18 protein-coding genes are annotated in these 24076 nt (G+C 70.9%); 12 read left to right on the top strand and 6 right to left on the bottom strand.

Annotated elements, in window-relative coordinates:
• Positions 1-583: 583 nt before the first annotated feature.
• The gene (locus Pla133_RS16825; protein ID WP_145067321.1) at positions 584-2881 is read right to left on the bottom strand and encodes a CehA/McbA family metallohydrolase; all 2298 of its coding nucleotides are present in this window, start codon (positions 2879-2881) and stop codon (positions 584-586) included.
• Positions 2882-2987: 106 nt separating this feature from the next.
• Between Pla133_RS16825 and Pla133_RS16820 the strand changes: the two genes are divergently transcribed.
• Positions 2988-4700, top strand: a complete 1713-nt coding sequence (locus Pla133_RS16820) for a long-chain-fatty-acid--CoA ligase (protein WP_419191634.1) — start codon at positions 2988-2990, stop codon at positions 4698-4700.
• Between the two features lie 50 nt (positions 4701-4750).
• Here the strand turns inward: Pla133_RS16820 and Pla133_RS16815 are convergent, their stop codons facing one another.
• On the bottom strand, positions 4751-5152 hold the full coding sequence (locus Pla133_RS16815; RefSeq protein WP_145067317.1) for a thioredoxin family protein: 402 nt from the start codon (positions 5150-5152) through the stop codon (positions 4751-4753).
• 336 nt (positions 5153-5488) lie between these two features.
• Positions 5489-7246 carry a diguanylate cyclase gene (locus tag Pla133_RS16810; protein WP_145067315.1) on the bottom strand — a complete coding sequence of 586 codons (1758 nt, stop codon included), beginning with the start codon at positions 7244-7246 and terminating at the stop codon, positions 5489-5491.
• A gap of 156 nt (positions 7247-7402) precedes the next feature.
• On the opposite strand from Pla133_RS16810, the gene Pla133_RS16805 reads away from it, so the two are divergent.
• Positions 7403-8566: a S1C family serine protease gene (locus Pla133_RS16805; protein WP_145067313.1), complete on the top strand. Its 1164-nt coding sequence runs from the start codon at positions 7403-7405 to the stop codon at positions 8564-8566.
• Positions 8563-8955, top strand: a complete 393-nt coding sequence (gene crcB, locus Pla133_RS16800; protein ID WP_145067310.1) for a fluoride efflux transporter CrcB — start codon at positions 8563-8565, stop codon at positions 8953-8955. Before Pla133_RS16805 ends, crcB begins: the two co-directional genes overlap by 4 nt.
• 61 nt (positions 8956-9016) lie before the next feature.
• Here the strand turns inward: crcB and Pla133_RS16795 are convergent, their stop codons facing one another.
• Positions 9017-10123 (bottom strand): thermonuclease family protein, encoded by a 1107-nt coding sequence (locus tag Pla133_RS16795; RefSeq protein WP_145067308.1) that lies wholly within the window; start codon positions 10121-10123, stop codon positions 9017-9019.
• A gap of 84 nt (positions 10124-10207) precedes the next feature.
• On the opposite strand from Pla133_RS16795, the gene Pla133_RS16790 reads away from it, so the two are divergent.
• A complete protein-coding gene (locus tag Pla133_RS16790) occupies positions 10208-12055 on the top strand; it encodes a putative PEP-binding protein (RefSeq protein WP_145067306.1) in 1848 nt (615 codons plus the stop codon).
• Between the two features lie 92 nt (positions 12056-12147).
• Here Pla133_RS16790 and thrB read toward each other — a convergent pair whose 3' ends face one another.
• Complete coding sequence (gene thrB / locus Pla133_RS16785) at positions 12148-13128, bottom strand: homoserine kinase (protein ID WP_145067304.1); 981 nt, start codon at positions 13126-13128, stop codon at positions 12148-12150.
• 163 nt (positions 13129-13291) lie between these two features.
• Between thrB and Pla133_RS16780 the strand changes: the two genes are divergently transcribed.
• The 8 genes from Pla133_RS16780 (at position 13292) to Pla133_RS16745 (ending at position 22102) form a co-directional block, all read left to right on the top strand.
• Positions 13292-13594, top strand: a complete 303-nt coding sequence (locus Pla133_RS16780; RefSeq protein WP_145067302.1) for a hypothetical protein — start codon at positions 13292-13294, stop codon at positions 13592-13594.
• A complete protein-coding gene (locus Pla133_RS16775) occupies positions 13584-15101 on the top strand; it encodes a M28 family peptidase (protein ID WP_145067300.1) in 1518 nt (505 codons plus the stop codon). Before Pla133_RS16780 ends, Pla133_RS16775 begins: the two co-directional genes overlap by 11 nt.
• 111 nt (positions 15102-15212) lie before the next feature.
• Entirely contained in the window at positions 15213-16214 is a 1002-nt protein-coding gene (locus tag Pla133_RS16770) for a class I SAM-dependent methyltransferase (protein ID WP_145067298.1), read from the top strand.
• A 247-nt stretch (positions 16215-16461) separates the two neighbouring features.
• Positions 16462-17463, top strand: a complete 1002-nt coding sequence (locus Pla133_RS16765; protein ID WP_145067295.1) for a hypothetical protein — start codon at positions 16462-16464, stop codon at positions 17461-17463.
• A gap of 154 nt (positions 17464-17617) precedes the next feature.
• Positions 17618-18217, top strand: coding sequence for a transglutaminase domain-containing protein (locus tag Pla133_RS16760; RefSeq protein WP_419191632.1), 600 nt, complete (start codon positions 17618-17620; stop codon positions 18215-18217).
• Between the two features lie 38 nt (positions 18218-18255).
• Entirely contained in the window at positions 18256-19770 is a 1515-nt protein-coding gene (locus Pla133_RS16755) for a DUF1028 domain-containing protein (protein WP_419191631.1), read from the top strand.
• 407 nt (positions 19771-20177) lie between these two features.
• Positions 20178-21566, top strand: coding sequence for a sodium:proton antiporter NhaD (gene nhaD, locus Pla133_RS16750; protein ID WP_145067289.1), 1389 nt, complete (start codon positions 20178-20180; stop codon positions 21564-21566).
• Positions 21567-21736: 170 nt separating this feature from the next.
• Positions 21737-22102, top strand: a complete 366-nt coding sequence (locus tag Pla133_RS16745; RefSeq protein ID WP_145067287.1) for a VOC family protein — start codon at positions 21737-21739, stop codon at positions 22100-22102.
• A 294-nt stretch (positions 22103-22396) separates the two neighbouring features.
• On the opposite strand, the gene Pla133_RS16740 is transcribed toward Pla133_RS16745, so the two are convergent.
• Complete coding sequence (locus Pla133_RS16740) at positions 22397-23887, bottom strand: hypothetical protein (RefSeq protein WP_145067286.1); 1491 nt, start codon at positions 23885-23887, stop codon at positions 22397-22399.
• Positions 23888-24076: the final 189 nt, after the last annotated feature.

The raw sequence follows: 24076 nt of genomic DNA, 5'->3' as shown, positions 1-24076 counted from the left end.
CTCAACGATCACGTCGGCGATCGATGAAAAGTACCGGTCGCGCGAGGGCGAGAGCCTGGCTGACTGCGGCGGAGGTTACTCGCTGGTCGCCGCCTCGGCCATCGCGAGCGACGACGTCTGGGCCAGCGACTTCTACACGGAGATCCAGGGCCTGATCCCGGCGCGCGTGCCGCTGTTCGTGCACTGGGACGGATCGTCCTGGATCCAGGTGTCGGCTCCCGGGGGCGGCAGCTCCCTGGTGCACCGCGCCAGCGGTGACCTCGTCTCCAGCTCGGGCACCTGCGGCGAACTGGGCGTCTACCGCTGGGACGGCAGCCGGTGGACCCAGGTGATGGACTTTGAGAGCAAACCCAACGTGCAGATGCGCGGGCTGAACGAGGTGGGGGACTGTGAGATGTGGGGCGTCGGGCGCATGAACGGACCGAATCTCGGCGGCATGCGCGCGCACCTGACGCCAGAGCCGTTCCTGGCCCTGGCCTCGCCCCGCGACCCGTGCAGCGGCGCCGCGCCCGCCCAGAGCCTGGCGATCTCGACTGGAGCGGCAGGTGGCAGCCGGCGCGCGCGCGCCGGCCGCCGCCCCCGTTCAGCCGCCCACCGCGCAGAGGCTCGCGCTGATGCCGTTGGTGAAGGCCAGCCCGCCCGGTTGGGTGCCGTCCACCGCCGCCGCTTGCCAGGCGAGAGTCGCGCCGACCAGGGCGGGGATCAGGGGCAGCTCGACGTCGAAGACGCCGGCGCCGCCGGCCATGGGTGCGGTGGTCAGGATCGGGGCGGGGAGCTGCAGCAGGAGCGAGCCGCCGGCGAAGGGCAGGCCCGGGGCAGCGAGGGGCAGGCCGCCGGCGACCACGGCCGCGGGCGAGGTGCCGAGCCCGGCGAACTCCAGACGCTGGATCGAGCCGACGCTGGGGCCGGTGGCGCTCGACAGGCTGCCCACGTTGGCGCCGCCCAGGGCCAGGCCGTAGGGGGCCCATGCGCAGGAGCTGGGCAGGAAGAAGACCGGGTTGGTGTAGGCGGCCTCGGTGCCGGCGGAGCTCTGGGAGTAGGCGCGGAACCAGGAACGGGCGCCGAGCTCCAGGGGCACGGTGCACTCGAAGCTGCCCGCGCCGGAAAGTGTCGCGCTCTGGCAGGCCACGGTCTCGTCCGCGTCGCCCACGCGGCCGGTGAAGATCGTGATCTGGCTGGGCTTGGCGCCGAAGTCGTAGGTCACCTCGAGGGTCACCTGGTTCGGCGCGACGGTGCCCGGGTCGAAGGACTGCAGGGTGCCCATGGGCAGCTCGAGGGTGCCCAGGCGCGCTTCGAGGATCAGGGTCGCGTCGTTGGAGACGAACACGCGGCCAGCCTTCAGGGCGGCCTCGAGGCCGGCGGTCGAGAAGCCACCCGGCGGCACCAGCACGTGGTTGACGCCGAAGTCGAAGGCCGCGTCGTGGGTGTCGCTGCCTCCGTAGCCGTAGAGGATGCGACCCCCGAGCAGCCAGTCGACCCACTGGCCCACGTCGCCGCCCTGGCCGGAGACGAACTCGCCGTTCCAGATCTCGCAGCCGTGCATGCCGCCGGCCTCGATGCCGGTGGTGGCCTGGAAGCTCTGCCAGCCGAAGAAGTCCGCGGTGCCGTGGTTGACGACCGGGTAGCCGCCCTCGGCGCGTACCTTGGCGATGTTGTTCGTGAACGAGTCGAGGGCGTCGGAGAAGAGCCCGTCGCACCAGCCCAAGAGCCCGCTGCCGCCGCCGGCCTTGCGGGTGTCGATGCCGTGGGCGCCCATGTGGTTGTGCTGGGACAGGCCCAGGCAGGTCAGGTCACCGCTGTTGCTGCCGGTCTGGGGTCCGACCTCGTCGCTGGACAGCTCGGTGTCCATGATCGCGATGAAGCCGGCGTCGGTGATCGCCGCCAGCTCGCCCTCGATCACGGCGAACTCGGCGTTGTCGTCGATGCAGTAGCTGTGATCGGTCGAGGTGAAGAAGTCGACCCCGAGGGCTTGGTACTGGGTCTTGAGCTGGGCGAAGCTGAACGAGCCCGAGACCTGCAGGGTCTCGGCGGCGCAGTTGGAGCTGGGCGCGCAGGCTCCCACGGCCTCGCCGTGGCAGGAGTGCACGTGCAGGTCGCCGCGGTGCACCTCGAAGTTGGCACCGGCGATCGGGAGGGGACCGGAGCCGACGCCCGGGCGCTCGCCGAGCCAGCGCAGCTCGAAGGTGCGCCAGGCCGTGGCCAGGCGTCCGTCGGACAGGCGGTAGTCGACCTCGATCGTCACCGGCCGCAGGCTGCCGGCGGGGTCCGTGCCCGCGAAGATCTGGTCCAGGTCGAGGCTGAAGTCCACCCGGCCGTAGGGCTGGTCGGGCGTCGCGCGCAGGTCGGCGACGAGGTCGTTCACGCGCTCGCCGATGGACTCGGCCATGAGCAGGGCCGCGTCGCCCTCGAGCGTCGGCGCCAGGGGCGAGGCGAACTGGCGCCCGTGGCGGTGCAGGTGCGAGAGGGTCTCCGGCAGACGCTCCAGGTCGGCGTTCACGTGGCCGAAGCGCGGGTCGCCGACCATCGCGCCCGATAGCTCGCGGGCGTCGATCACATGGCCGTCCGCCACGACCCGCAGCTCTTCGAGCCAGGCGCGCTCGCCCTGGGGCAGCCACTCGTACAAGAGGGCCTGGGCGTCCATGCGGACCAGCTCGCGCACGGTGCGCGGCGCGAAGACGAGCAGGGCCGGCGCGCCGGCGTCCACGCGCCTGCGCTCGACCCGCTCGAACGGTGCCGTACCCTCCAGGGCCCGGCCCGCGACCCGGAAGCCGCCGGTCTCGTAGACGTCCGCAAAACGGTGCTTGTGCTGGGTTGCGTGCCCCGGGGTTGCTGTGGCAACGAAGATGGCGGCGAGGGCGGCGAGGCGGGGGGCTTGCTTCATGTCGCGGAGATCGGGGGGCCAGCGGGTAGGCTCGCCATTCTACGGCCCCCTGCGAGAACGGTGGTTCCGCTCGCATTCGGCCGCACCCGAGGAACAACCGCCCTCCATGCAAGAGCGCATCTGGCACGGCCACTACGACTCCGGCGTCCCCACGTCGCTGGACTACGACCAGGGCACCCTGACCGCGATGCTGCGGCGCAGTATCGACGGGAACGGCCCGCGGCCCGCGGTGACCTTCATCAACCGCACCCTGACCTTCGCCGAGCTGGGTGCCGACGTCGCGCGTATGGCCAACGCCCTGCGCGGCCTCGGCGTGCGCGAGGGCACGACGGTGGGGATCATGGCCCCGAACCTGCCCCAGACGGTGATTGCCTACCACGCGGCCCTGGCGGCCGGCGCCAAGGTGGCCCTGACCAACCCGCTCTACACGGCGCCCGAGATCGAGCACCAGTGGAACGACGCGCAGGTCGAGGTGGCCTTCGTGGCGGACTTCCTCTACGCGAGCACGGTCGCGAAGGTGCGCTCCAAGGTCAACGCGAAGCACTTCGTGATCCTCTCGATCCCGGAGTACCTCAAGTTCCCGCTCAACCTCCTGGCGCCCTTCAAGCTGCGCAAACAGGACCCGCCGGCCATCGCCAAGGTGCCCGATGGTCCGGGCATCCACCGCTTCAAGCAGCTCCTCTCCGGGCAGTCCACGTCCTTCCCCGAGATCTCCTCGACCGCGGAGGACATCGCGGTGCTGCAGTACACGGGCGGCACCACCGGCCGTTCCAAGGGCGCGGTGCTCAGCCACCACAACCTGACCAGCAACGTGCAGCAGCTGGTGGCTTGGATCAACTCGGACCAGCCCCACGACGAGGTGATCCTGACCGCCCTGCCCCTGTTCCACGTGTTCGGGATGACGGTCGCCATGAACCTGGCCCTGTCGATGGGCGCGCACCAGGTGCTGCAGCCCAACCCACGCGACATCCCGACGGTGGTCAAGCTCATCGCCAAGCACCGCGTGAGTCTCTTCCCGGGCGTGCCGGCGCTGTTCGCCAACATCAACAAGCTGCCGAACATCGGCGACTTCGACCTGTCGTCCGTGCGCGTCTGCGTCTCCGGGTCCGCGCCCCTACCCAGCGACGTCCAGACCAAGTTCGAGCGACTCACCGGCGGCAAGATCCTCGAGGGCTTCGGCATGACCGAGACCTCGCCGGTGACCCACGCCAACCCGTTCCACGGCACGCGCAAGATCGGCACCATCGGCATTCCGCTCTCGGACACGGACGCCAAGATCGTGGCCGTCGAGGACGACGCGCAGGTGATGCCGGTGGGGGAGGCCGGGCAGCTGCTGGTCCGCGGCCCCCAGGTCATGCAGGGCTATTGGCAGCAGCCCGAGGCCAGCGCCGAGGCCCTGGCCGGCGGCTGGATGCACACCGGCGACCTGGCGGTGATGGACGAGCAGGGCTACTTCAAGATCGTCGGGCGCACCAAGGACATGATCAGCGTCGGCGGCCTGAAGGTCTTCCCCGACGAGGTCGACGACGTGCTGCACGACCACCCGTCGATCCTGGAGGCGGCGACCATCGGACTGCCCAAGCCCTCGGGCAACGAGTACGTGAAGTCCTTCGTCGTGCTCGAGGCCGGCAAGACCATGACCGCCGAGGAGGTCATCACCCACTGCGCCGAACGCCTGGCGCCCTACAAGGTGCCGTCGGAGGTGGAATTCATCCCGGAGCTGCCGCGCTCGAGCGTGATGAAGATCCTGCGCCGCGAGCTGCGCGACCGTGAGCTCGGCAAGCAGCGTGGCGACGGGCAGGCGGGGCTGCCGGGTTAGGCGGCGGTTTTGTGCCTGGCACCGTACGAACGCCTACCCCGGGGCGGACGTCAGTCCTGGGTCAGGCGTTCCAGCATGCGCTGGAGCGTGGTCGCCTCGACCGCGCCGGCGATCCCCTCGAGGAACTGACCGTTGGCGTCCGCGAGGACGATGAAGGGCAGGGTGGTCGCGTCCTCGAGCTTCATGGCGAGCTCTTCGACCTCTTCCTCCGGGTCGTCGCAGTCCGAGGCCAGGGCGACGAAGTTCTCGCGCAGGAGCTCGGCGACCTCGGGGCGAGGCACCACGCTCTGGACGAAGGCGCGGCACTGGCTGCACTTTTCGCGACCGTACTCGATCAGGATCTTCTTGCCGTCGCGACGGGCGGCCGCCTGGGCCTCGGCGAAGGTCTTGAACCAGTCGAGGGTTCCGCGGTCGTCGAAGTGGGGGTGGGACGAGGACGTGGTCGTGGGCATGGATGTTCGCGGCGGCGCGCGCCGCGGTTGCGCTGCGAGTGAGCGGCGTCAGGGGGACGTCGCTCACGAGCGGGAAGGGATCCCTGGGGACCGATCCGGCGGAATATTGTCGGCGCCTCGGGCGCGGTGATCAACCGGTGCAGGCCGGGCTATGTGTCGATCCCGTCGACTGGGACGAGAAATCGCCGCCCTCGTCGAGGCTCGGCCGGGCGTCTCCGGGAGGGGGCGAGGCCGCCTGGCAGTGGCCCAGAGGCCGATCGTGCGGACCAGGAGAGGGGCAGAGCGCGCTCGGGGCAGCTCAGAGGGACCAATCCGGCCAGCCAGCGGCGCCGGGCATCACTGGGGCTTGCCGAACAGGAATCCCTGGCCCAGGGGGACTCCCAGGTCGAGCAGGACGGCCAGATCGGCGTCCGCTTCGATGCCCTCGGCCACGACCCGGGCCTCGAGGGTCGCCGCGACCTTCAGCAGCCGCTCCAGGGAGCGTCGCCGCTCGCCGGCCGTCGCGATCCCGTCGATGCAGCGCCGGTCGATCTTGATCAGGTCCGGCTCGAGCATCACCAGGCTCTCGAGGCAACTGCGCCCGAAGCCCACGTCGTCGATCGCGACCCGCGCCCCGGCGGCGTGCAACGCGCCCACCGCGTCGCGCAGGTAGGAGGGATCACCGATGATCTGCTGCTCGCTGATCTCGACCACGAAGCGCGTCGGTCGGTCGTCCGACTCCAAGAGCTCGACGAAGTGCTCCACTGGCACGTCGATCAGGGTCGAGGGCAGCACATTCAAGAAGCAGTCGTGCTCGGGCCGCAGCTCGCCGGCGGTCTGCACGGCCAGCTCGAAGCAGCGTCGGTCCAGGGCCGTCTGCGCCCCGGCCTCGAATGCCCGACGGAAGAAGTCCTGGGGTTCGCCGAAGGCCTCGTCGGTGGAGCGCGCGAGCATCTCGTAGCCGATCACGCGCGAGTCCGGCAGGTGCAGGATCGGCTGGCGCGCCATGCGGAGGAAGCGGCCCGCGCGCAGGGCTTCGGCCAGCGAGCCGGCGCCACCCCGCTCGGCTGCATCATTGGGCACGTCGGTGAACTGGGGTCCGCAAACCCGGTTCGGTCCCCGGCGCTTGTCGGCGCGCAGGCGCTGGTGGGCGATGGACCACAGCTCGTCGACGGACACGCCCTCGTCGACCACCAGGGTCACGCCCACGCTGGCGCTGACGTGGACCGAGCTCTCGCGCACGGCGACGGGGGTGCTGGCCACGGAACGCCGCACCTTCTCGGCCACCCGCAGGGCCTCGCCCAGCCGCGTCTGCGGCAGCAGCACCATGAACTCGTCCCCGCCGATGCGGGCCAAGTAGTCCGTGGCGCGCAGGGAATCGCGCAGGCACTCCGCTACCTCGCGCAGCACGATGTCGCCCACCGTGTGCCCGAAGGAATCGTTGATGCGGCGGAAGTCGTCCAGGTCGACCAGGAAAAGGGCCAGCTCCGAGCCGTCGCGCCGAGCCCAGCGTAGCTCGCGGGTCAACATCTGCTGCAGGCCGCGTCGGTTGAGCAGCGAGGTCAGCGGGTCGACCAGGGCCAGCTCGGCCAGCCGAGCGTTGGCCTTGCGAAGCTCGCTGGAGACGGTCTCGTGGTCGTTCTTCACCCGCTGGCGCCGAATCGCGTGGCGCACCGCGCGGCGCAGACCCTCGGACCTCAGGTCGTCCGCGGGCAGGTGGTCCTGGGCGCCGCGTTCGAGGGCCCGGTCGGCCAACTCGGTACGGTCGAGGGCGATCAGCGGCAGGTCCGGAGCCGTGGCCGAGAGGCGCTCCAAGCCAGCCAGGGCGTCGTCACTCTCGAGGGCCAGGTCCAAGAGGATGGCGTCCGGTGCGGTCTCCTGGAGTTGGCGCTCGGCGCTCGAGAAGCTGAGCGCGGACGCGACGGCGAACTGCCCATCGCCGCCGAGCAGCGCCCGCAGGTTGCTCACGAGGCCCGCGTTGGCGCTGACCACGAGCACGTCGACGACGTCCGCGATGCCGCCCGTGCGGCGTCCGAGGGGAAACTCTCCGCGCGGCGGAGTGGCGACGATCGGTCCCGACGTGGGCTCCGATTCGAGGTGGCTGCGATCTAACATGCTCCCGGACCGAGGCGTAGCAAGCGCCGAACTGGCACCCTGGCGACTTCGACCGGACTCCCAGTCCGCCGCGCCGGGGCGCTCGGGTCAACGGGGCCCCTCGGACCTTCCGGGAACTGGGATCCGCGCAGCCCAGGGCCCGAACCCCACTCGAACATGCATTTTGCATCCGCGACCACGAGCCCCGCGCTGAGGGGCGTGCTGACGGCGGCCGGAATCGGCCTGGTCGTGCTCCTGGCCGTGGTGGGCGCGGCGACGGTGGTCGATCGCTTCGGTGGCCGTGCGCTCCTCGATCCGGATGCCGTACCCCGGTCGGTCACGCCGCGCGGAGACCTTTCGGATCAGGAGCGGACGACGATCGAGATCTTCCAAGCGGCAGCGCCGTCGGTGGTCCACATCGATACGTCTTCACGGCGCCTTGACGAGTTGGGCAAGTTGGTCCTGGGGGATCTTTGGCCCGAGGGCTCGGGCAGCGGCTTCCTGTGGGACGTAGAGGGGCATGTCGTCACCAACAACCACGTGATCCGCGGCGCGCGCACCTGCGTGGTGACTCTCGCGGATCGCTCCCAATGGAGCGCGACCCTGATCGGGACCGCCCCGTCCTTCGACCTGGCGGTGCTGCGGATCGATGCGCCCCGCGCGCAACTGCGGCAGATCGCCGTGGGGGAGTCGTCCGACCTGCTCGTGGGGCAGCAGGTGTTCGCCATCGGGAATCCGTTCGGTTTGGACCAGACTTTGACGACGGGCGTCATCAGTGGCGTCGACCGGACCGTGCGGACCGAGCTCGGCGAGGTCGTCGGCGGCTTGATCCAGAGCGACGCGGCGATCAACCCCGGCAACTCGGGCGGGCCCTTGCTCGACAGCGCAGGGCGACTGATCGGCGTCAACACGGCGATCCTCTCGCCGTCGGGCGCGTCGGCCGGGGTCGGCTTCTCGATCCCCGTCGACACGGTCAACCGCATCGTTCCGCAGATCATCCAGACCGGAGCGGTGGGGCGCACGGCGATCGGCGTGTTCATCGCCAACCGAGGGCTGCTCCTGGACCTCGGGCTGGACCACGGGGTCCCGATCGGCGAGGTCGTGCCGGGTTCACCAGCGGAAGTGGCCGGGCTGCGCGGTCTGCACATGAGCGACAGCGGCAGCGTGGTTGCCGACGTGGTGCTCGAGGTGGCGGGGATGCCGGTGCGCAATCGCGACGACCTGGTGGTCGAGCTGTCCGAGCACGAGCCCGGATCCGCCGTGCCGCTGCTCGTCTGGCGCGAGGGGCGCGAGGTCGAGCTGACCGTGCGACCGGTGACGGTGGAGAGCTTCGAGCGATGAGCGGACTGCGCGAGGTTCTGTTGGTGGGCACGGGCGGCTTCGCCGGGGCCGTGGCGCGCTACCTGACCGGGGGCTTCGTGACGCGTAGGCTGGGCCTGGACACGGTGCTCGCGACGGTCACGGCCAACATGCTGGGCTGCCTGGCGATCGGCCTGGCCGTGGCCTGGCTCGAGGCGCGCGAAGAGCCCGCGGTCGCTTGGCGCCTGGTGCTCGTGGTCGGCTTCCTCGGCAGCTACACGACCTTCTCGACCTTCGGCTACGAGACCGTCGAGTTGCTGCGCGAGGGCCGCGCGGGGTTGGCCCTGGCCAACGCCCTCGGCCAGCTCCTCGTGGGCCTCGCCGCGGTGGTCGCGGGGCGCGCGGTGGGCAACGCGCTGTTGGCCGGTTGAGCGGATCCCGCCGCGCGTGCCCGGCTGGCCGAGACCCGCTCTCGACGCCGACCCCCTTGGCTCAGGCGCCCCCGGGCTCGGGCCCGGCGCTGTGGATCTGAGCCGGGTCCTCGATGACCATGTCGAAGCCGGAGCGATCCGTGCGCAGCTTGCCACGGAACCACAGGAAGTTCTGGGTGAAGGACTCGCGCGAGTGCTCCAGGGCATCGCGGTCGAACTTCGAGACCGCGTCGGCGGCGATGCGCGCGCGTACGGCGCGGCTGCGGTCGCCGCGCAGCAGGAGGGTCACGCCGCCGTCGTCCTCGTCGAAGATGCGGTCGATCGCGCCGAAGACCTCCACCTCCGCGGTCGCGCGTTGGCGCAGGGCCTCAAGGCCGTCGGGGTCGTCGGCTGCTCCGACCGCGCTGTCCACCGCCGCGGCCCGCGCGCGGTAGGCGTCGACCGCCGCCGCGCGAGCGTCCCACCAGGGCAAGAGCTCGGCGTAGGGCCGCAGGACCTCAGGCCCAGCTTCGTTCGCGGCACGATTGGTGGCCGGGTTCCAGATGCCGATCCGCGCCGCGCGGGCGCGGGTCTGCGCGGCGCGCATCGCGGCGTCGCAGACCAGGCTATTGCCGTACTTGTTGAAGTAGGGGCTCTTGCCGCGCTCGATCAGCAGCAGGTTGAAGTCGGTGCCGTCCGGCAGCAGGACGTGGCACAGGAGGCGCCCGTAGACGTCGCGGCGCTCGACCCCGCCCGGGAACAGCAGGCCGACCCGCTGGACGCCGTCGACGAGGCTGTGCTCGGCGAAGAACTCCACCGCCCAATCGGCGCACTGCTGGCCGAAGACCGTCTCGGGCTTGAGCGGGTCCACGTCCGAGCGGCCCGAGAGCTTCTCCTCGGTGTCCACGTTGAGCAGGCGCAGCTTCTCCACCTGGCCCGCCCGCTGGATGTGGATCGTGTCGCCGTCGACCACCCGCACCACATCGAACAGCTCCGTGGGGGCCGCCGGGGCCCAGGCCGACTCGGCGGCCGCAGTGGCTGCCGGGTCCTGGAGCGCGGTCGCGTGCAGGGCCCCGGGGCCCGGGGAGGCGCAGGCGGCCAAGAGGCCGGCGAGCAGCGCGGCGGCCAGGCCGGACGCCTGGGCGAGGCGCGAGAGCCGGTCGTGGGGGGCGTCGAGGGTCGGGGGCATGGCTTGCGAATCCGTCGATGTGCGGATGAGGCGGGTGGCGGGCCTTTCGGGTCCGCGGGGCGGCAGAGCATACTTGCCGACGCGATGAGTGACGTTCGAACGGCGGAAGCCCTGGCCGCGCGCCAGGCGAGTGAAATCCAGGGGACCCCCGAGCCGGCCGGCGCGCCGACCGTGGCCGAGGTCCTGACCCTGCGCGGCGAGCGCGCCTCCCGGGGGCGCGTGGCCGGCCGCCTGGTGGTGGTGCCCGACGCCCTCGGTAGCCTGCCCACCGAGCGCATCGCTCGGGACGCGGTCGAGGACGAGCTCAACCGCTTCCGCCGCGCCCTGGGCCGCGCGCGCAACCAACTCCGCGAGCTCCGCGAGCGGCTGAAGGACGAGGTCGGTGCCGAGGACGCGAGGATCCTCGACACGCACCTGGCCCTGTCCAAGGACAGCGCCTTCATCGCCGACGTCGAGAACCTGATCCTCGAGAGCCAACTGCGCCTCGAGACTGCGATCGGCAAGGTCGTGGGGGACTTCGATCGCATCTTCCGGTTGGTCAAGTCCGAGGAGCTGCGGCGCGGCGCCGCGGACCTGCGCGACGTGGGCCTGCGCGTGCTCCGCAACCTCGACGGGCCCGAGGGTCCCGACACGGTCCCGGCGGTGCCCGTGGCCGCGGCGGACGACGGGCCTCGGATCCTCGTGGCCCGCGAGCTCTCCGTCGTGGACCTGTTCGACCTCGAGCGCGGCGCGGTCGCCGGCCTGGTGGCCGAGACGGGCGGCGGCAGCTCCCACGCGGCGATCCTGGCGCGATCCATGGGCGTCCCCGCCCTGACCGGTGTGGAGGGGGCGTTCGAGTCCCTGCGCGACGGCCAGTGGGCCGTGCTCGACGCCGACGCCGGGGTGCTGCGCGTCTCCGACGACCCGGCGGCGATCGCGGACTGGGACTCGATCGAAGCCGCCGGCGCGGACATCGACTCGATCGAAGTCGAGCGACTGGACGACGTCTCCACCCGCGACGGCCGCTCGATCGCGATCCTGCCCCTGTGCTCCGGCCGCGACGAGGTTGCGCGGGTGGTCGAGTGGGGCGCGCGCGAGATCGGCCTGGTGCGTACCGAGATGGCCTTCGTGACCGAGTCCACGGCGCCCGACGTCGCGCGCCTCGAGACCTACCACCGCGCCATCGCCGATGCGGCCGGGGGCGCGCGGGTCAGCTTCCGCCTGTTGCATGCGGACGCGAAGACGCCGCTGCCGTTCATGGATGCCAAGTCCGCGGCGGCGCGCCAGCCCGGGGTGCGCTTCCTGCGCGCGCAGCCCGAGCTGCTGCAGAATCAGCTCGCGGCGCTGTTGATGGTCGCCGCCGACGATCCGGTCCGCATCGCGATCCCGTTCGTCGACGACGTGGACTCGTTCATCGCCGTGCGCGACGCCCTGGTGGCCGCGCGCGAGTCCCTGCGCAAGCTCGGCCGCAGGCCGGCGGACGACGTGCAGCTCGGGGTCACCATCGACACCCCCGGCGCGCTGTTCGGGCTCGAGGACCTGTGCGAGCACGCCAACTTCGTGCACTTCAACGTGGACGCGCTGGTGATGCACCTGATGGTCGCCGATCGCACCGCGCCGGTCTTCCGTCCGTTGTTCGAGCGCCTGCACCCCTTCGTCCTGCGGGCCCTGGCCCACGCCCTCGAGGCGGTCCACACCAGTGGGGTCGAGCACGCCGTCTTCGGCGGTCTGGTCGATCGGCCCGAGAACGTGCCGCTGCTCTTGGCGCTGGGCTTCCGGCGCCTGTGTCCGTCCCTACACGCCACGCCCCAGGTGGTTGCGGCGGTGCGTGCGACCGACATGGAAGCGGCCGGGCGCCAGCTGGATGCTGCCCGTCGCGCGGGCAGCCACGCCCGCGGAGTCTCCCCGGTGGCCGGTTTCCACCACGGCTTCGCGTCCGGCGAGGGCGACTGACCCGCTAGCGGGGCGCGCGAAGGCGCAGCCGCCGCCGGTCGGGCCGCATGGCCGGCCCCATAGAGCGGACCTCCGAGCGGCCCGGGCGCGCGTCAGGTGCGCTCGACGACGGGCGCCGCTCGGACCACGTCCAGGGGTCGTCCAGCGGCCCAGCCCGTGGCGGCGCGCAGCTCGTCGGCCATGGCCCGGGCGATCTCGTCCCGACGCGCGGGAGGGCCGATCGCCACGAGGGCGGAGCCGGCGCCGCTGATGTTGGCCGCGAAGGCTCCCGCCTGCCGGGCGGCATCCAGGGCGCGACTCGCGCCGGGCAGGAGGCCCAGGCGGTATGGCTCGTGGAGCAGGTCGCTGGTGCCGTGGCGCAGTAGGGCTGGGTTCCCGGTACGCAGCCCCTCGAGCAACAGGGGCACTCGCCGCGCGTTCTCCACGGCATCGGCGAAGGGCACCCGATCCGGGAGCACGGCACGGGCCCGCGCGGTGGCCAGGGGCTCGCGGGGCCAGGCCGCGGCGAAGCCCAGGTCGGGGTGCACGTCGACCTGGATCAGCGGCGCGGGCTCACCCGCGATCGGGACGCAGACCGTGCAGCCGCCGAAGAGCGAGGCCGTCACGTTGTCGGGATGCCCCTCGAGCTCGATCCCTGCGTTCAGCAGGCCGCGACGGTCCGGTTCGAGCTCGCCGCACCACGCTCGGCCGAGCAAGAGCCCCGCCGCCACGGCCGCGCCGGTGGAGCCCAGTCCCCGCCCGATCGGGATCTCGGAGTCGACGATCAACTGGGCCTCCTGCGCCCGGGGACCAGCCGAACGCTCGAAGGCGCGCAGGAGCAGGTCGCGCCCCGGCTCCGGCCAGTCGGGGCTGGGCTCCGGACCGCTGCTGCTCGGCCCGCTGGGACTCGAATGCGCGACGACCTGCGGTTGGCCCGCGGGGCGCGGCCCGACCTCGACATGCAGGAAGAGGGAGAGGCACAGACCCAACTGGTCGAAACCGGGTCCCAGGTTCGAGGTCGAGCAGGGGACGGCCAACCGGAACCTGTCGCCCCGCGGCCGAGCCCTTCCGTCGATCTCTTGCCCGTCGCCCATCGTGTCCCGACGATAGCGCGCGCCGCCGCAGGGTCTAGCGGCCCAGTGTCGCGATCCGTTGTAGCAGGGTAGACTCGGCGCCCCTCATCTCCGGAGGACCGCTCGAAAAGGGTCCTAACGCCGCTCCGCGATGGAGCTGGCCCGCAGAGCACGGAGAAAAAGCATGGCCGAGAATCACGAGCACGAGCGCTTCTACTCGCGTCTTTCCACCCTCCCCGACGTCGAACTCATGCCGTCGGTAGGCAGCTGGATCCTGATGAAGCTCGACGACGCTCCGGGGTTCGCGGAGCGTCTGAATCAGCGCCTCTACGCGGGTGCGGTGTCGGTGCCCCACGGGATCCCCGGGGCGCTGCGAATCCCGGTGCGCGACGCCAAGGAGAACGAGCGCGTGCTGGCCTCGATCGCCGAGCTGCTCAAGGGCAACACGGGCGAAGACGAGGAGTCCGAGGACGACGATGCGATCTGAGGGACTGCGGCTGGCGCTGGACGCCCCTCGTCTGACGCAGGGGCTCGTCCTCGCGCTCGTCGGGCTCACCTCGACTGCGGCAGGCGCGCAAGATGGGGCAGTTCAGGAGACCGACGAGGCCGCGGCTCCTCGCGAGCGGCCGGATCGCGGACCTCGGATCGACGAGGGTCGCGACCTCTTGACCGAGGAGGTCACGGCGCTCGAGCTCGAAGCGCACGTGGGCTACCTGTCCCAGGATCTCCTGGCCGGGCGCGAAACGGGCAGCGCGGGCGAGGCCCTGGCGGTGGCCTACATCGCCGAGCGGCTCGAGGCGGCCGGGTGGCAGCCCGGCGGAGACGACGGGACGTTCCTCCAGCGCGTGCCCCTGTCCGTGACCACCGTCGAAGTCGATCCGAGCGTGGCCGAGGTCGGCACGGACGCCGTCGTCGAGTGGCGCGTCGACTACACGATGGTCACCTGGGCGCCCCTGGCGGGGGAGTTCGACGTGGTCGTGGCCGAGGACCTCGACTCGATCCCGTTCACCGACCAGGCCCTGTTCGTGCCCGCCTCCACCAGCGAGCGCGCCTCCGTGCTGGCCGAGCTCGCCGCGCGCGGCGACGACGCGCCGGCACTCGTGATCCTGCCTGGGCCCTCGAGTCCTGGTCGCCCGGGTGGTCGCCTGCCGAGCCCGCGCATGGAAGTGGAGACGGGCGGCGCGATCTTCCCGGTGCTGCGCGCCCGCGGGGAGTTCCTGGGTCGCATCGAAGCGGGCACGGTCGGCAAGCTCGCGATCGCCCTGGAAGCCGAGCGCGTGGAGCTGTCGTCCCACAACGTGGTCGCGATCCTGCCCGGCGCGGGCAGCGAAGCGCACCCCGAGCTGGCGGGCGAGGTGATCGTGCTCAGCGCCCACCTCGACCACATCGGCACGACCCAGAGTGACGATCCCGAGGCCGACCTGGTCTACAACGGCGCCGACGACGACGCGTCAGGCGTGGCGGCGGTGATCGAGGTCGCGGAAGCCCTGGCGCTCGGTCCGCGTCCGGCGCGAACCTTCGTGGCGTTGCTGGCCACGGGCGAAGAGCGCGGGCTGCTCGGCACCCGCGAGTACCTGCGCAGGCCGGCCAGGCCCCTGGCTGAGACGATCTACAACCTGAACTTCGAGATGCTCGGGCGTCCCGACGCCCTCGTCGGCGGCCCCGGTCACATGTGGTTCACGGGCTATGAGCTGACCAACGTCGGACCGCTCTGCGCCGAGCTGGGGGTGGAGCTGACCCCCGATCCGCGGCCGGAGCAGCGCTTCTTCCAGCGCTCGGACAACTACGCCTTCGTGATGGAAGGCATCGTGGCCCAGACCCTCTCGTCGTTCGATCTGCACGACGACTACCACCAGGTCACCGACGAGTGGTGGACGGTTGATTACGACCACATGGAGCAGGCGGTGACCGTCTCCGCGAAGGCCGCTGCCCTGCTCGGTTCCGGCGCCGTGACTCCGGCCTGGAACGAGGGCATGCAGCCCGCCCAGCGCTGAGCGGCGGCGAGCCGCTCGGAGCACGCAGCGATGACTGGGCCAGTCGCACAAGGCCGGCCCGTCGCGTAGTATCTGCCCCCCCACGCAAACCTGGACCCGAAGACCACCGAGATGAGCCCCAGCAGCACCGCCAAGAAGAAGAGCAAGAGCGCCGGCAAGCAGGCCGAGCGGAAACCCTCGACGAAGCGACCCGCGGCAGCTGCTGCTAAGAATGGTCCGACGAAGAGTGGTCCGAAGAAGAGTGGCAAGGCGGGCGCCAAGGCCAAGGGGGCCGGCAAGAAGCGCAAGGTTGCTGGGCTGACCGCGGCGACGGCCGACAAGTACGAGCTGTACCAGGCCGCCGTGCAGTCGCCCGGCGCCGATGTCGACTTCCTGATCGACACCTTCAAGAAGCTGCGCAACAAGGAGCCGCGGCACCTGCGCGAGGACTTCTGCGGCACCGGCTACCTGCTGGCCGAGTGGCTGCGGCGCAACAAGAAGAACACCGCGGAGGGCTTCGACAACGACCCCGAGCCGATCGAGTGGGGCCTCGCCCACAACTTCGACGACGTCAAGGCGCACGAGTCGCGGCTCAAGCTGCACCTGGGCGACGTGCGCGAGCCGAGCGACCGCCAGCCCGACATTCGCACTGCGCCGAACTTCTCGTGGATGATCTTCACGGAGCGCGCGGTGCTGCTCGAGTACTTCAAGGCGGCCCACGCGGACCTGGCCGACAAGGGCCTGTTCGTGATGGACATCTACGGCGGCCCTGAAGCCTTCGAAGAACTCGAGGAAGAGCGCGAGATCGACGGCGCGAACTTCACCTACGTCTGGGACCAGGACAGCTACCACCCTGCCAGCGGTCGCTACCGTTGCAAGATCCACTTCCGTTTCGAAGACGGCAGCGAGATCCGCGACATGTTCGACTACGACTGGCGCCTGTGGTTCCTGCCTGAGGTGGTCGACATCCTGCGTGAGGCCGGTTTCAGCAGCGTCGATTCCTACTGGGAAGGGACCGAGGAAGACGACGAAGCCGGCGAGGACGACTACCTCGAGGGCAACGGCGAGTTCGAGAAGTCGGACGTCGGCGAGAACTGCCCGGCCTGGGTCACTTACATCGTGGCGCAGAAGTAGGACGCCGCCGTTCTGGAAGGAGCCGCGTCGACCCTCGTAGGCCGGCGCTCGTTTCTGCAGGCCGTCCGGTCCGATAGGAGCCAGGGGCCCCCTGCGCGTGGCGCGCCGGGGGCCCCTGGCCGTTCGGCGCAGCCGCCGCGATGTTGCGGCGGGCAGCACTGTCCAAGGACGGGCCAGATCGACTGCATCCGGCCGCGTCCGCGGCTCGAAGCGCCCCCCGTCCGCACGGGAACCGAGGAACACGACCATGCTTCGAATCGCAACCAGCCTGCTGCTGTCGACCCTGCTCACCGCTCCCGCCTGTGCCGCGAGCGCCGCGGATGGACCTGCCGCGCCCGCTGCGGGGGCCGCACCGGGGCCCGCAGCCAGCGCCACGGACCTGGAGTACCTCTCAGACTTCTTCTGCTTTGCGGGGGGCGACGAGAAGGGGCGTGTGGTCTTTGCCTTCGACGCCAACCGGGGCCGCAAGGGCACCGAGGAACAGGCCGAGTACTTTGCCGTGCTGTGGGTCGAGGGTGACGGCTGGCGCAAGTTGTCCGGCACCGGAGACCTGGCCGGCACCGATGTCAGCTACGAGTCCATCCCGAGCACGGCGAGCTTCGCCGTGACCGGCACCGCCCTGGCCGGTATCACTGTCGCGAGCCCGCCCAACGGTCTGGAGCTGGTCGCGCAGCCGATCGAGATTCGGCGCAGCTCCGAGGACGCCGGGGCGCGCTTCGACACGGGTTCGTCGCGCGCGAGCCTGACCCTGGGCGAGCGCCGCTTCGAGGGCCGCGTCAGCTACGAGTTCTGCCACCTGCCCGACAAGAACCCGCTGGTGAAGACCTACACCGATCTGTTCGGCGACGGCTACCACGGGGTCTACGCATTCGTGGGGGAGGCGGCGACGGCGGACGACCTGCGCTTCCACCGTTCCGGCGGGACGCTGCGACCCCTGGTGGGACGCTTTGCGGGCTTCGCCACCCGGGGCGCGCAGACCCTCGCGGTGACGGGTGAGCCCGCGTTCAAGATCTCGAACCTGAGCCTGGGTGGCTTCTTCCGCTGGCCCGGTCGCTATCGCGCGAGCTGGAACGTCCCGGCGGCGGAGAACGCGTCGCCCACCGCGGTGGCCTTCGACGTGCGCCTCAAGGACCGCGAGACCCTGGTCAACTACGTCTTCGGCGGGGTGGCGGTAGCGATCGTCGACGGTTCGGTCACCCGCGACGGGGTCGAGCAGCCGGCCTTCGGTCTGGCTCTGATCGTGCGCTGAGCCGCGTCGGGAGCGCGGGGTTAGACTCGGCCGCCAGATGGCCGACGGAGTCGAGAACCCACCCCGGAGCGACGATCGGAGCCGGGACGAACCCGCCGGTCGTGGATCCCTACCGACCCTCGCCTACGACCAGGGGCGAGCCGACCTGGGCTCCGTGCCCCTCACCGAACTGGGCCGCGCGCGGCGTACCGGTGGCGTGTTGTGGCGCGTGGAGCGCTACCTGGCGTCGCACCGTTGGCACGGCTGGAGCTTGGCGACCGTCGAGCGGCGCTGTCGCTCGCCGCACCGCGTGCTCGACTACATGCAGACCTGCTTCGAGTACGTCCACGACCAGGTCCTGCACGGGGTGGAGGAGTTCTGGCAGACGCCGGAGCAGACCCACGCCCTGCGCCAGGGCGATTGCGAGGACTGGGCGCTCTACGCCTGCCACGTCCTGCGCCGCGCCGGCCACGGGGCTCGGGTCTTCGCCGCCTTCGATCGGAACGAGGGCCACGCCAGTTGCCTCGTGCCCTGGAAGAAGCAATGGGTGCGACTGGGGACGCGGGGGCTGATCGAACTCGACGTGGGGCCGACCAGCGCGGAGGTCGAAGTGGCGCGGGCCGCGGCCGAGTCCTTCTACCCGGGACGCTGGGAGTGCTGCTCCTTCGTCGAGGAGTTCGGATTGGGCCCCCTGTCCAGGCTCGGGACCCGCGCCCTAGAGCCGCGTTACCAGTGGATCCTGCCGAGCGGGTCCGAGGGCGGAGCGCCCGGGTAGGATCGAGCAGACCCTCGGTCCCAGGTCCCTCGATTCCCATGCGTACACCGCGCCCCCTCGCCGCGCTCCTCGCCAGCGCCACTCTGTTCGCCGCGCCAGCCTCGGCCACCTGGTCGATCATCCTGGTCAACATCGAGACGCGCGAGGTCGTGATCGCCTCGGCCACTTGCCTGGCGAACTTCGACCTCGAGGTCGCCCTGCCCGTGGTGCGTGTGGGTTACGGCGCGGCCGCGGCCCAGTCGCTGGTCGACTCGAGCGGCGTCAACCGCCAGTTGATCTGGGACTCGTTCATCGCCGAGGTGCCGCCCGCCAACATCCTGCAGTTGCTCGCCGGGAGCGATCCCCAGCACCAGAGTCGGCAGTACGGGATCGTCGACGTGCTCCACAACCCGGCCAAGTTCACCGGCAACGGCGCGGGCAAGGCCAAGAAGGCGCTCGCGGGCAAGTCCCTGCCCTGGATCTACTCGGTGCAGGGCAACGTGCTGACCGCGGACCAGGTCATCGACGACGCGGTCGCGGCGCTGCTCTCGACTCCCGGTGACGCGAGCCAGAAGGTCATGGCCGCCATGGAGGCCGCCCGCGCGCTCGGCGGCGATGGGCGCTGCTCGTGCTCGATCCTGCAGCCCACCTCCTGCGGAGCGCCGCCGCCGAGCTTCACCAAGGCCGCCCACATCGGCTTCCTGGTGGTGGCGCGCATGGGCGACAGCGACGGCACCTGCAGTGGTCAGGCGGGCTGCACCAACGGCAGCTACCACCTGAACCTCAACGTGATCGGGTCGATCCCCGATCCCGACCCGGTCCTGACCCTGCAGAGCCTCTACGGCGCCTGGCGGGCCTCCCAGGCCGGGGTGCCCGACCAACTGCTCTCCAGCGCCAAGGCGGACGTTCAGTCGCTCGTGGCCGACGGAGCCTCGTCGGCCCAGGTGACGGTCCAGCTGGTCGACCTCGACGGCCTGCCGCTGGGCTCCGGCGGCGCCGCGCTCGGCATCGCCAGCGCCGGCGGTGGCGCGACCCTGACCCAAGTGGGAGCGGTGACCGACAACGGCGACGGCAGCTACACCTTCGCCCTGACGGCCGGCACCAGCGCCGGCGTCGAGTCCCTGGCGATCACCGCCGACGATGGCTCGGGGCCGGTGCTGCTGTACCCCTACCTGGAGCTGCGGGTCGATCCTTTGGTGGACCTGCACTGTGGCTTCGACGCCGTGTCGGCTGCCCAGGGCGCCCAGGTGCCGCTGACCCTGAACACCGATTCGAACGCCGTGTACCTGGTCTTGGCCAGTCTCTCCGGCACCGCGCCCGGGGTGCCCTTGGGCTTCGGGACCCTGCCGCTCAATCCCGATCCGCTCGTGGACCTGAGCCTGGTCCAGCCCAACCAGGGGCCCTTCGTGAACACCCTGGGCAGCACTGACGCCCTCGGTCACGCGGCGGCGGGCCTGTCCATTCCGCCCGGCGTCCTCGGCGCAGTGGCCGGCGGGCGGATCGACCTGGCCGCTCTGGTGCTCGGCGCCGGTCCGTCGGTCACCGCTGCGGCCGGCTTCGACATCGAACCCTGATCCACGTCCAGGCCGAGACCCGTACCCTGCGCCCGCCGTGCTTCCCCCCGAGAGTTATCAGCGGATCGGCGTCGAGCTGACGGTTTGTCCGGCCTGCGGGTACCGCTGCCCCGGGTCGTACCACTATTGTCCGGCCTGCGGAGCGGCGCTCCTTCCGCCCGACGGCAGTGGATCCGACGTGGACCCATTCCTCGGGAGCCCCCCCGGCGGGTATGGCGGCCCCGATCGCGCAGGTCCCTCCCGCGCGTCCCGGTCGCAGGCCCGAGTCGCCCGGCTCGCGCTGGGCGTGGGGTTGGTCGCAGGAGCGTTGATCGGCGCGCTGGTCGTCTGGGCTTCCCGGTCCTGAGTCGGCGACGTCTCCGCCCCTGAGTCGGAGCCCCATTCCGGCCGAAGACGCGAAGCCCACCGTGAACGCCATCCTCCCCGCCCTGCTCGGCCCCCTCGCCGCCCTCTCGGAGGGCGCCCACCACGACACCGACCTGACCGGCTCTGCCGTCGGGCTGGCCGCCGTCGTGGTCTTCGTCTTCGCCTACCTGCTGGTGGTCGCGGAGGACGTGATCCATCTGCGCAAGTCCAAGCCGGTGCTGATCGCCGCGGGGGTGATCTGGATCCTGACCGCGATCGGCATGAACGATCCGGAGACGATCGCGCACCGGGTCGAGCAGCACGTGGCGGAGTTCGCTGAGCTGTTCCTCTTCCTGATGGTGGCGATGACCTACATCAGCGCCATCGCCCACCGGAACGTGTTCTTCAAGCTCAACGCCCTGCTGGTCAACGCCGGCTTCGGGCTGCGCGCGATCTTCTGGACCACTGGCGCGTTGGCGTTCATGATCTCGCCGATCGCCGACAACCTGACCACGGCGCTCCTGATGGGGGCGGTGGTCACCACCGTCGGCCGCGGGAACACGCGCTTCATCTCGCTGGCGTGCATCAACGTCGTCATCGCCGCCAACGCGGGCGGGGCCTTCTCGCCCTTCGGCGACATCACGACGCTGATGGTCTGGCAGGCGGGCCACGTGCCGACGCTGGTCTTCCTCGACCTCGTCCCCGCGGCCCTGGTCAACTGGCTCGTGCCGGCGATCCTGATGAGCCTGGCCGTGCCCGCGGTCCGGCCCCAGGCGGTCACCGAGGACGTCGAGCTGAAGCCGGGCTGGCTGATGGTGATGCTGATGTTCCTGGCCACCATCGCCACCGCCGTCTGCTTCCATGCAGTCCTGCACCTGCCGCCCTTCCTGGGGATGACCACGGGTCTGGGCTACTACATGCTCTGGGGCTACTGGACCCGACTCAATGCGCGGCGCTATCAGATGGCCGAGCCGGTCGACGTCTTCGACGACGTGGCCAAGGTCGAGTGGGACACCCTGCTGTTCTTCTTCGGCGTCCTGATGTGCGTCGGAGGCCTGTCCGAGCTGGGCTACCTGGCGGTGACCAGCGAGGCCCTCTATACGGGCCACGGGCCGACCAACGCCAACATCGCCGTGGGCCTGATCTCGGCAGTGGTGGACAACGTCCCGGTCATGTTCGCTGTGCTCTCCATGGACCCGGTCATGGGCGCAACGCCGGCCGCGGAGATCCACCAGTGGCTGTTGGCCACCCTCGCAGCCGGGGTCGGAGGATCCCTGCTCTCGGTCGGCTCCGCCGCGGGCGTGGCTCTGATGGGGACCACAGGCGGCGAGTACACCTTCATGCGGCACCTGGTCTGGACGCCGGCCATCCTGTTGGGCTACGCGGCCTCGATCGGGGTGCACCAGCTCCTGAACATGCCGGCGGCCTCGGTGCTCGCAGGCGGCGGCTGAGCCGGATCCGGGAGCGATCGGCGTGAAGCGATCGCTCGGCGGGCTCGGTGCTTGCGGATCGCCGAGCGGATCGCCGAGCGGTCCGGACGCCGGCGACTTTCTCGCTCGATGGGCCGAAACGTCGGGAACCGTCCGAATGGGGGGGATCGGCCCGCGCTAGACTCCCCGCCATGCAACTCGCCCACACCATGATCCGGGTCAAGGACCTGGAAGAGACGATCGCGTTCTACACCGAGTTCCTGGGCCTCAAAGAGACCCGCCGGGGCACGATCGGCGACGAGGCCACCCTGGTGTTCCTCAGCGACGAGTGGGAGAACTACTTCATCGAGTTGACCTACAACCACGACGGTCGCGACTACGAGCTGGGCAGCCAGTTCGGTCACCTGGCCTTCACCGTCGACGACCTCGAGCCCTTCGTGGCCAAGGTCGAGGCCAAGGGTCTGGAGTACCGTCGCTCGAAGCCCGAGAACTCGAGCAACTACATCTTCGTCACGGACCCCAACGGGTACGCGATCGAGGTCCTCGAAGCGCGCTGAGGCCCGCTCCGGGCGAGGGGCGTGGCCAGGTCGATCGAGGCCCGGGGTCAGCGGCGAGCGCGGTGCCTATCCCGCGCGGTGCCTATCCCGCGCGGTGCCTATCCCGCGCGGTGCCTATCCCGCGCGGTGCCTATCCCGCGCGGTGCCTATCCCGCGCGGTGCCTATCCCGCGCGGTGCCTATCCCGCGCGGTAGCGATCCCGCGCGGTAGCGATCCCGCGCGGTAACGATCCCGCGCGGTGCCTATCCCGCCGCCGGCTGGCGGTGATCCATCGGTCCTAGACTACCCGCTGGCTCACGGCACCAGGCGCAGCGAGACCGCGTCGCTCACGGCCGTGACCGCGCCGATCGGCGAGAGGGTCAGGGCTGCGTGGTGCAGCACCAGGCCGGCGAGTGCCGGGCCCAGGCCGGTGGGGACGGAGATCGCCGCGGTCTTCTTCCCGGCGCCGTCGAGGACTCCGAGGGTGTTCACGAAGACCGCCGAATTGGCGTTGCTCAGGCTGAACAGCAGGTAGGAGTCGATCGCGAGGGGCAGTAGCTTGCCATCGATCGGCGTCGGCGGGACCGCGCCACTGACGCTACCCAGGACCAGAAAGATCGACCCGGCCGAGGCCGCGCCGAAGTCCAGGCTCAGGGACTGCAGGCCACCGCTGGCAATGGAGGCCGTGGTCGGCGCGGCGCTGAGGTGCCCGTTCAGGACCAGCGGCGCAATCTCGATCAGACCGGCGCGCTCGAAGTCGATCGGGAAGCCGAAGGGGTCCGAGGAGCTGCCGATCGCGCCGCTCGCCAGCAGCGTCCCGCCGCCCACCTCACCCAGGGCGAAGGCCCGCAGTTGATTGCCGGCCGGGTCGAAGATCACCGCCTCGCCGCGCACGCGACTCCAGGTGCCGGCATTCGTGTACAGCGCCTGGGTGTAGGGCCCGTTGGAGGCGAAGGTCGACGTCGACAGCGTCGCTGGATCGACCAGCACCATCCGCGCGGCCTGGTCGTCGTTGGTGCCCGCTGCGCCGCCGCCGCGCAGGGTCAGAACGTACTTGCCATCCGCGCGCCGCCCGAAGCCCATCGGGTAGCCCCCGACGGTGAAGGGGTTCGCGCCGTCCAGGTCGTAGGTGGTGCAGCTCGACGACACGACGCGAGTCCCGTCGGGCGACAGGTCGAGGCGGTAGATGGCTCCCATGCCGCTGCCGCTGGGCCCCGCGCACTGGCTGCCGGCGTTGCCGACGGCCCACAACAGGGAGTGGGTGCCAGGGTCGTAGATCAGGCTGGCGATGGTCGGGCCGAACCCCAGGGTGAAGCCGGGGGCGAAGGGGCCCGTCCCCGCCGCGTTCAGCAGTGGGTGCTGCACGTCGGCGGTGTCGTAGAAGTTGATGAAGGGCGCCGTGCCGACGCCCGTCAGCGCGGCATAGACCTTGCCGTCCGACGCCGGCGCGAGGGCGCTGCCGCCCAGGCTGGTCTCGGTGTATTGACCCTTGGCGTCCACGGCCCAGACCCGCGTCTTCGCGATGCCGGCGACGTCGAGCACGCCGTAGACCAGGATCCGGTCCCGGCGCGGGTCGTAGCACAGGGTCTGGTAGACCTCGCTGTTGCCGTGCCAGTTGGTGAAGGGCAGCACGACCTCGCTCTCACCGGTCGAGGCGTCGACGCGGACCAGGGCTCCGAAGGGCGTGCCGGATTGCACGGACGTCCGCAGCCAGAGGTCGCCGGTGGCGAAGCCGCCGTCGCCCGCGAGGGCGGCCGGGGACAGGAACGCGAGGGTCGAGGCGAGCAGGATCTTGTGGGTGAACATCGGGCTGGGTGGCGAGGAGTGCTTGGAACCGTGGGCGCTGCTGCGCCCGCTGATGGACAAACCCGCGCGTTGGGGGGGACGTCCCGCTCCAGGCGCCGAGATCGCCCCGAGCGAGGCCCGCCGAAAGCGGATCCGGCCGGCCTGGGTGTCCAGGTCGGCCGGATCTCGACGCGTACGGACGCCGACGGG

The sequence above is a fragment of the Engelhardtia mirabilis genome (assembly GCF_007748095.1).
In the GTDB taxonomy this organism is placed as follows: domain Bacteria; phylum Planctomycetota; class UBA1135; order UBA1135.
The sequence above is the reverse complement of the archived record's forward strand: the minus strand, read 5'-3'. Positions and strand labels throughout refer to the sequence as shown.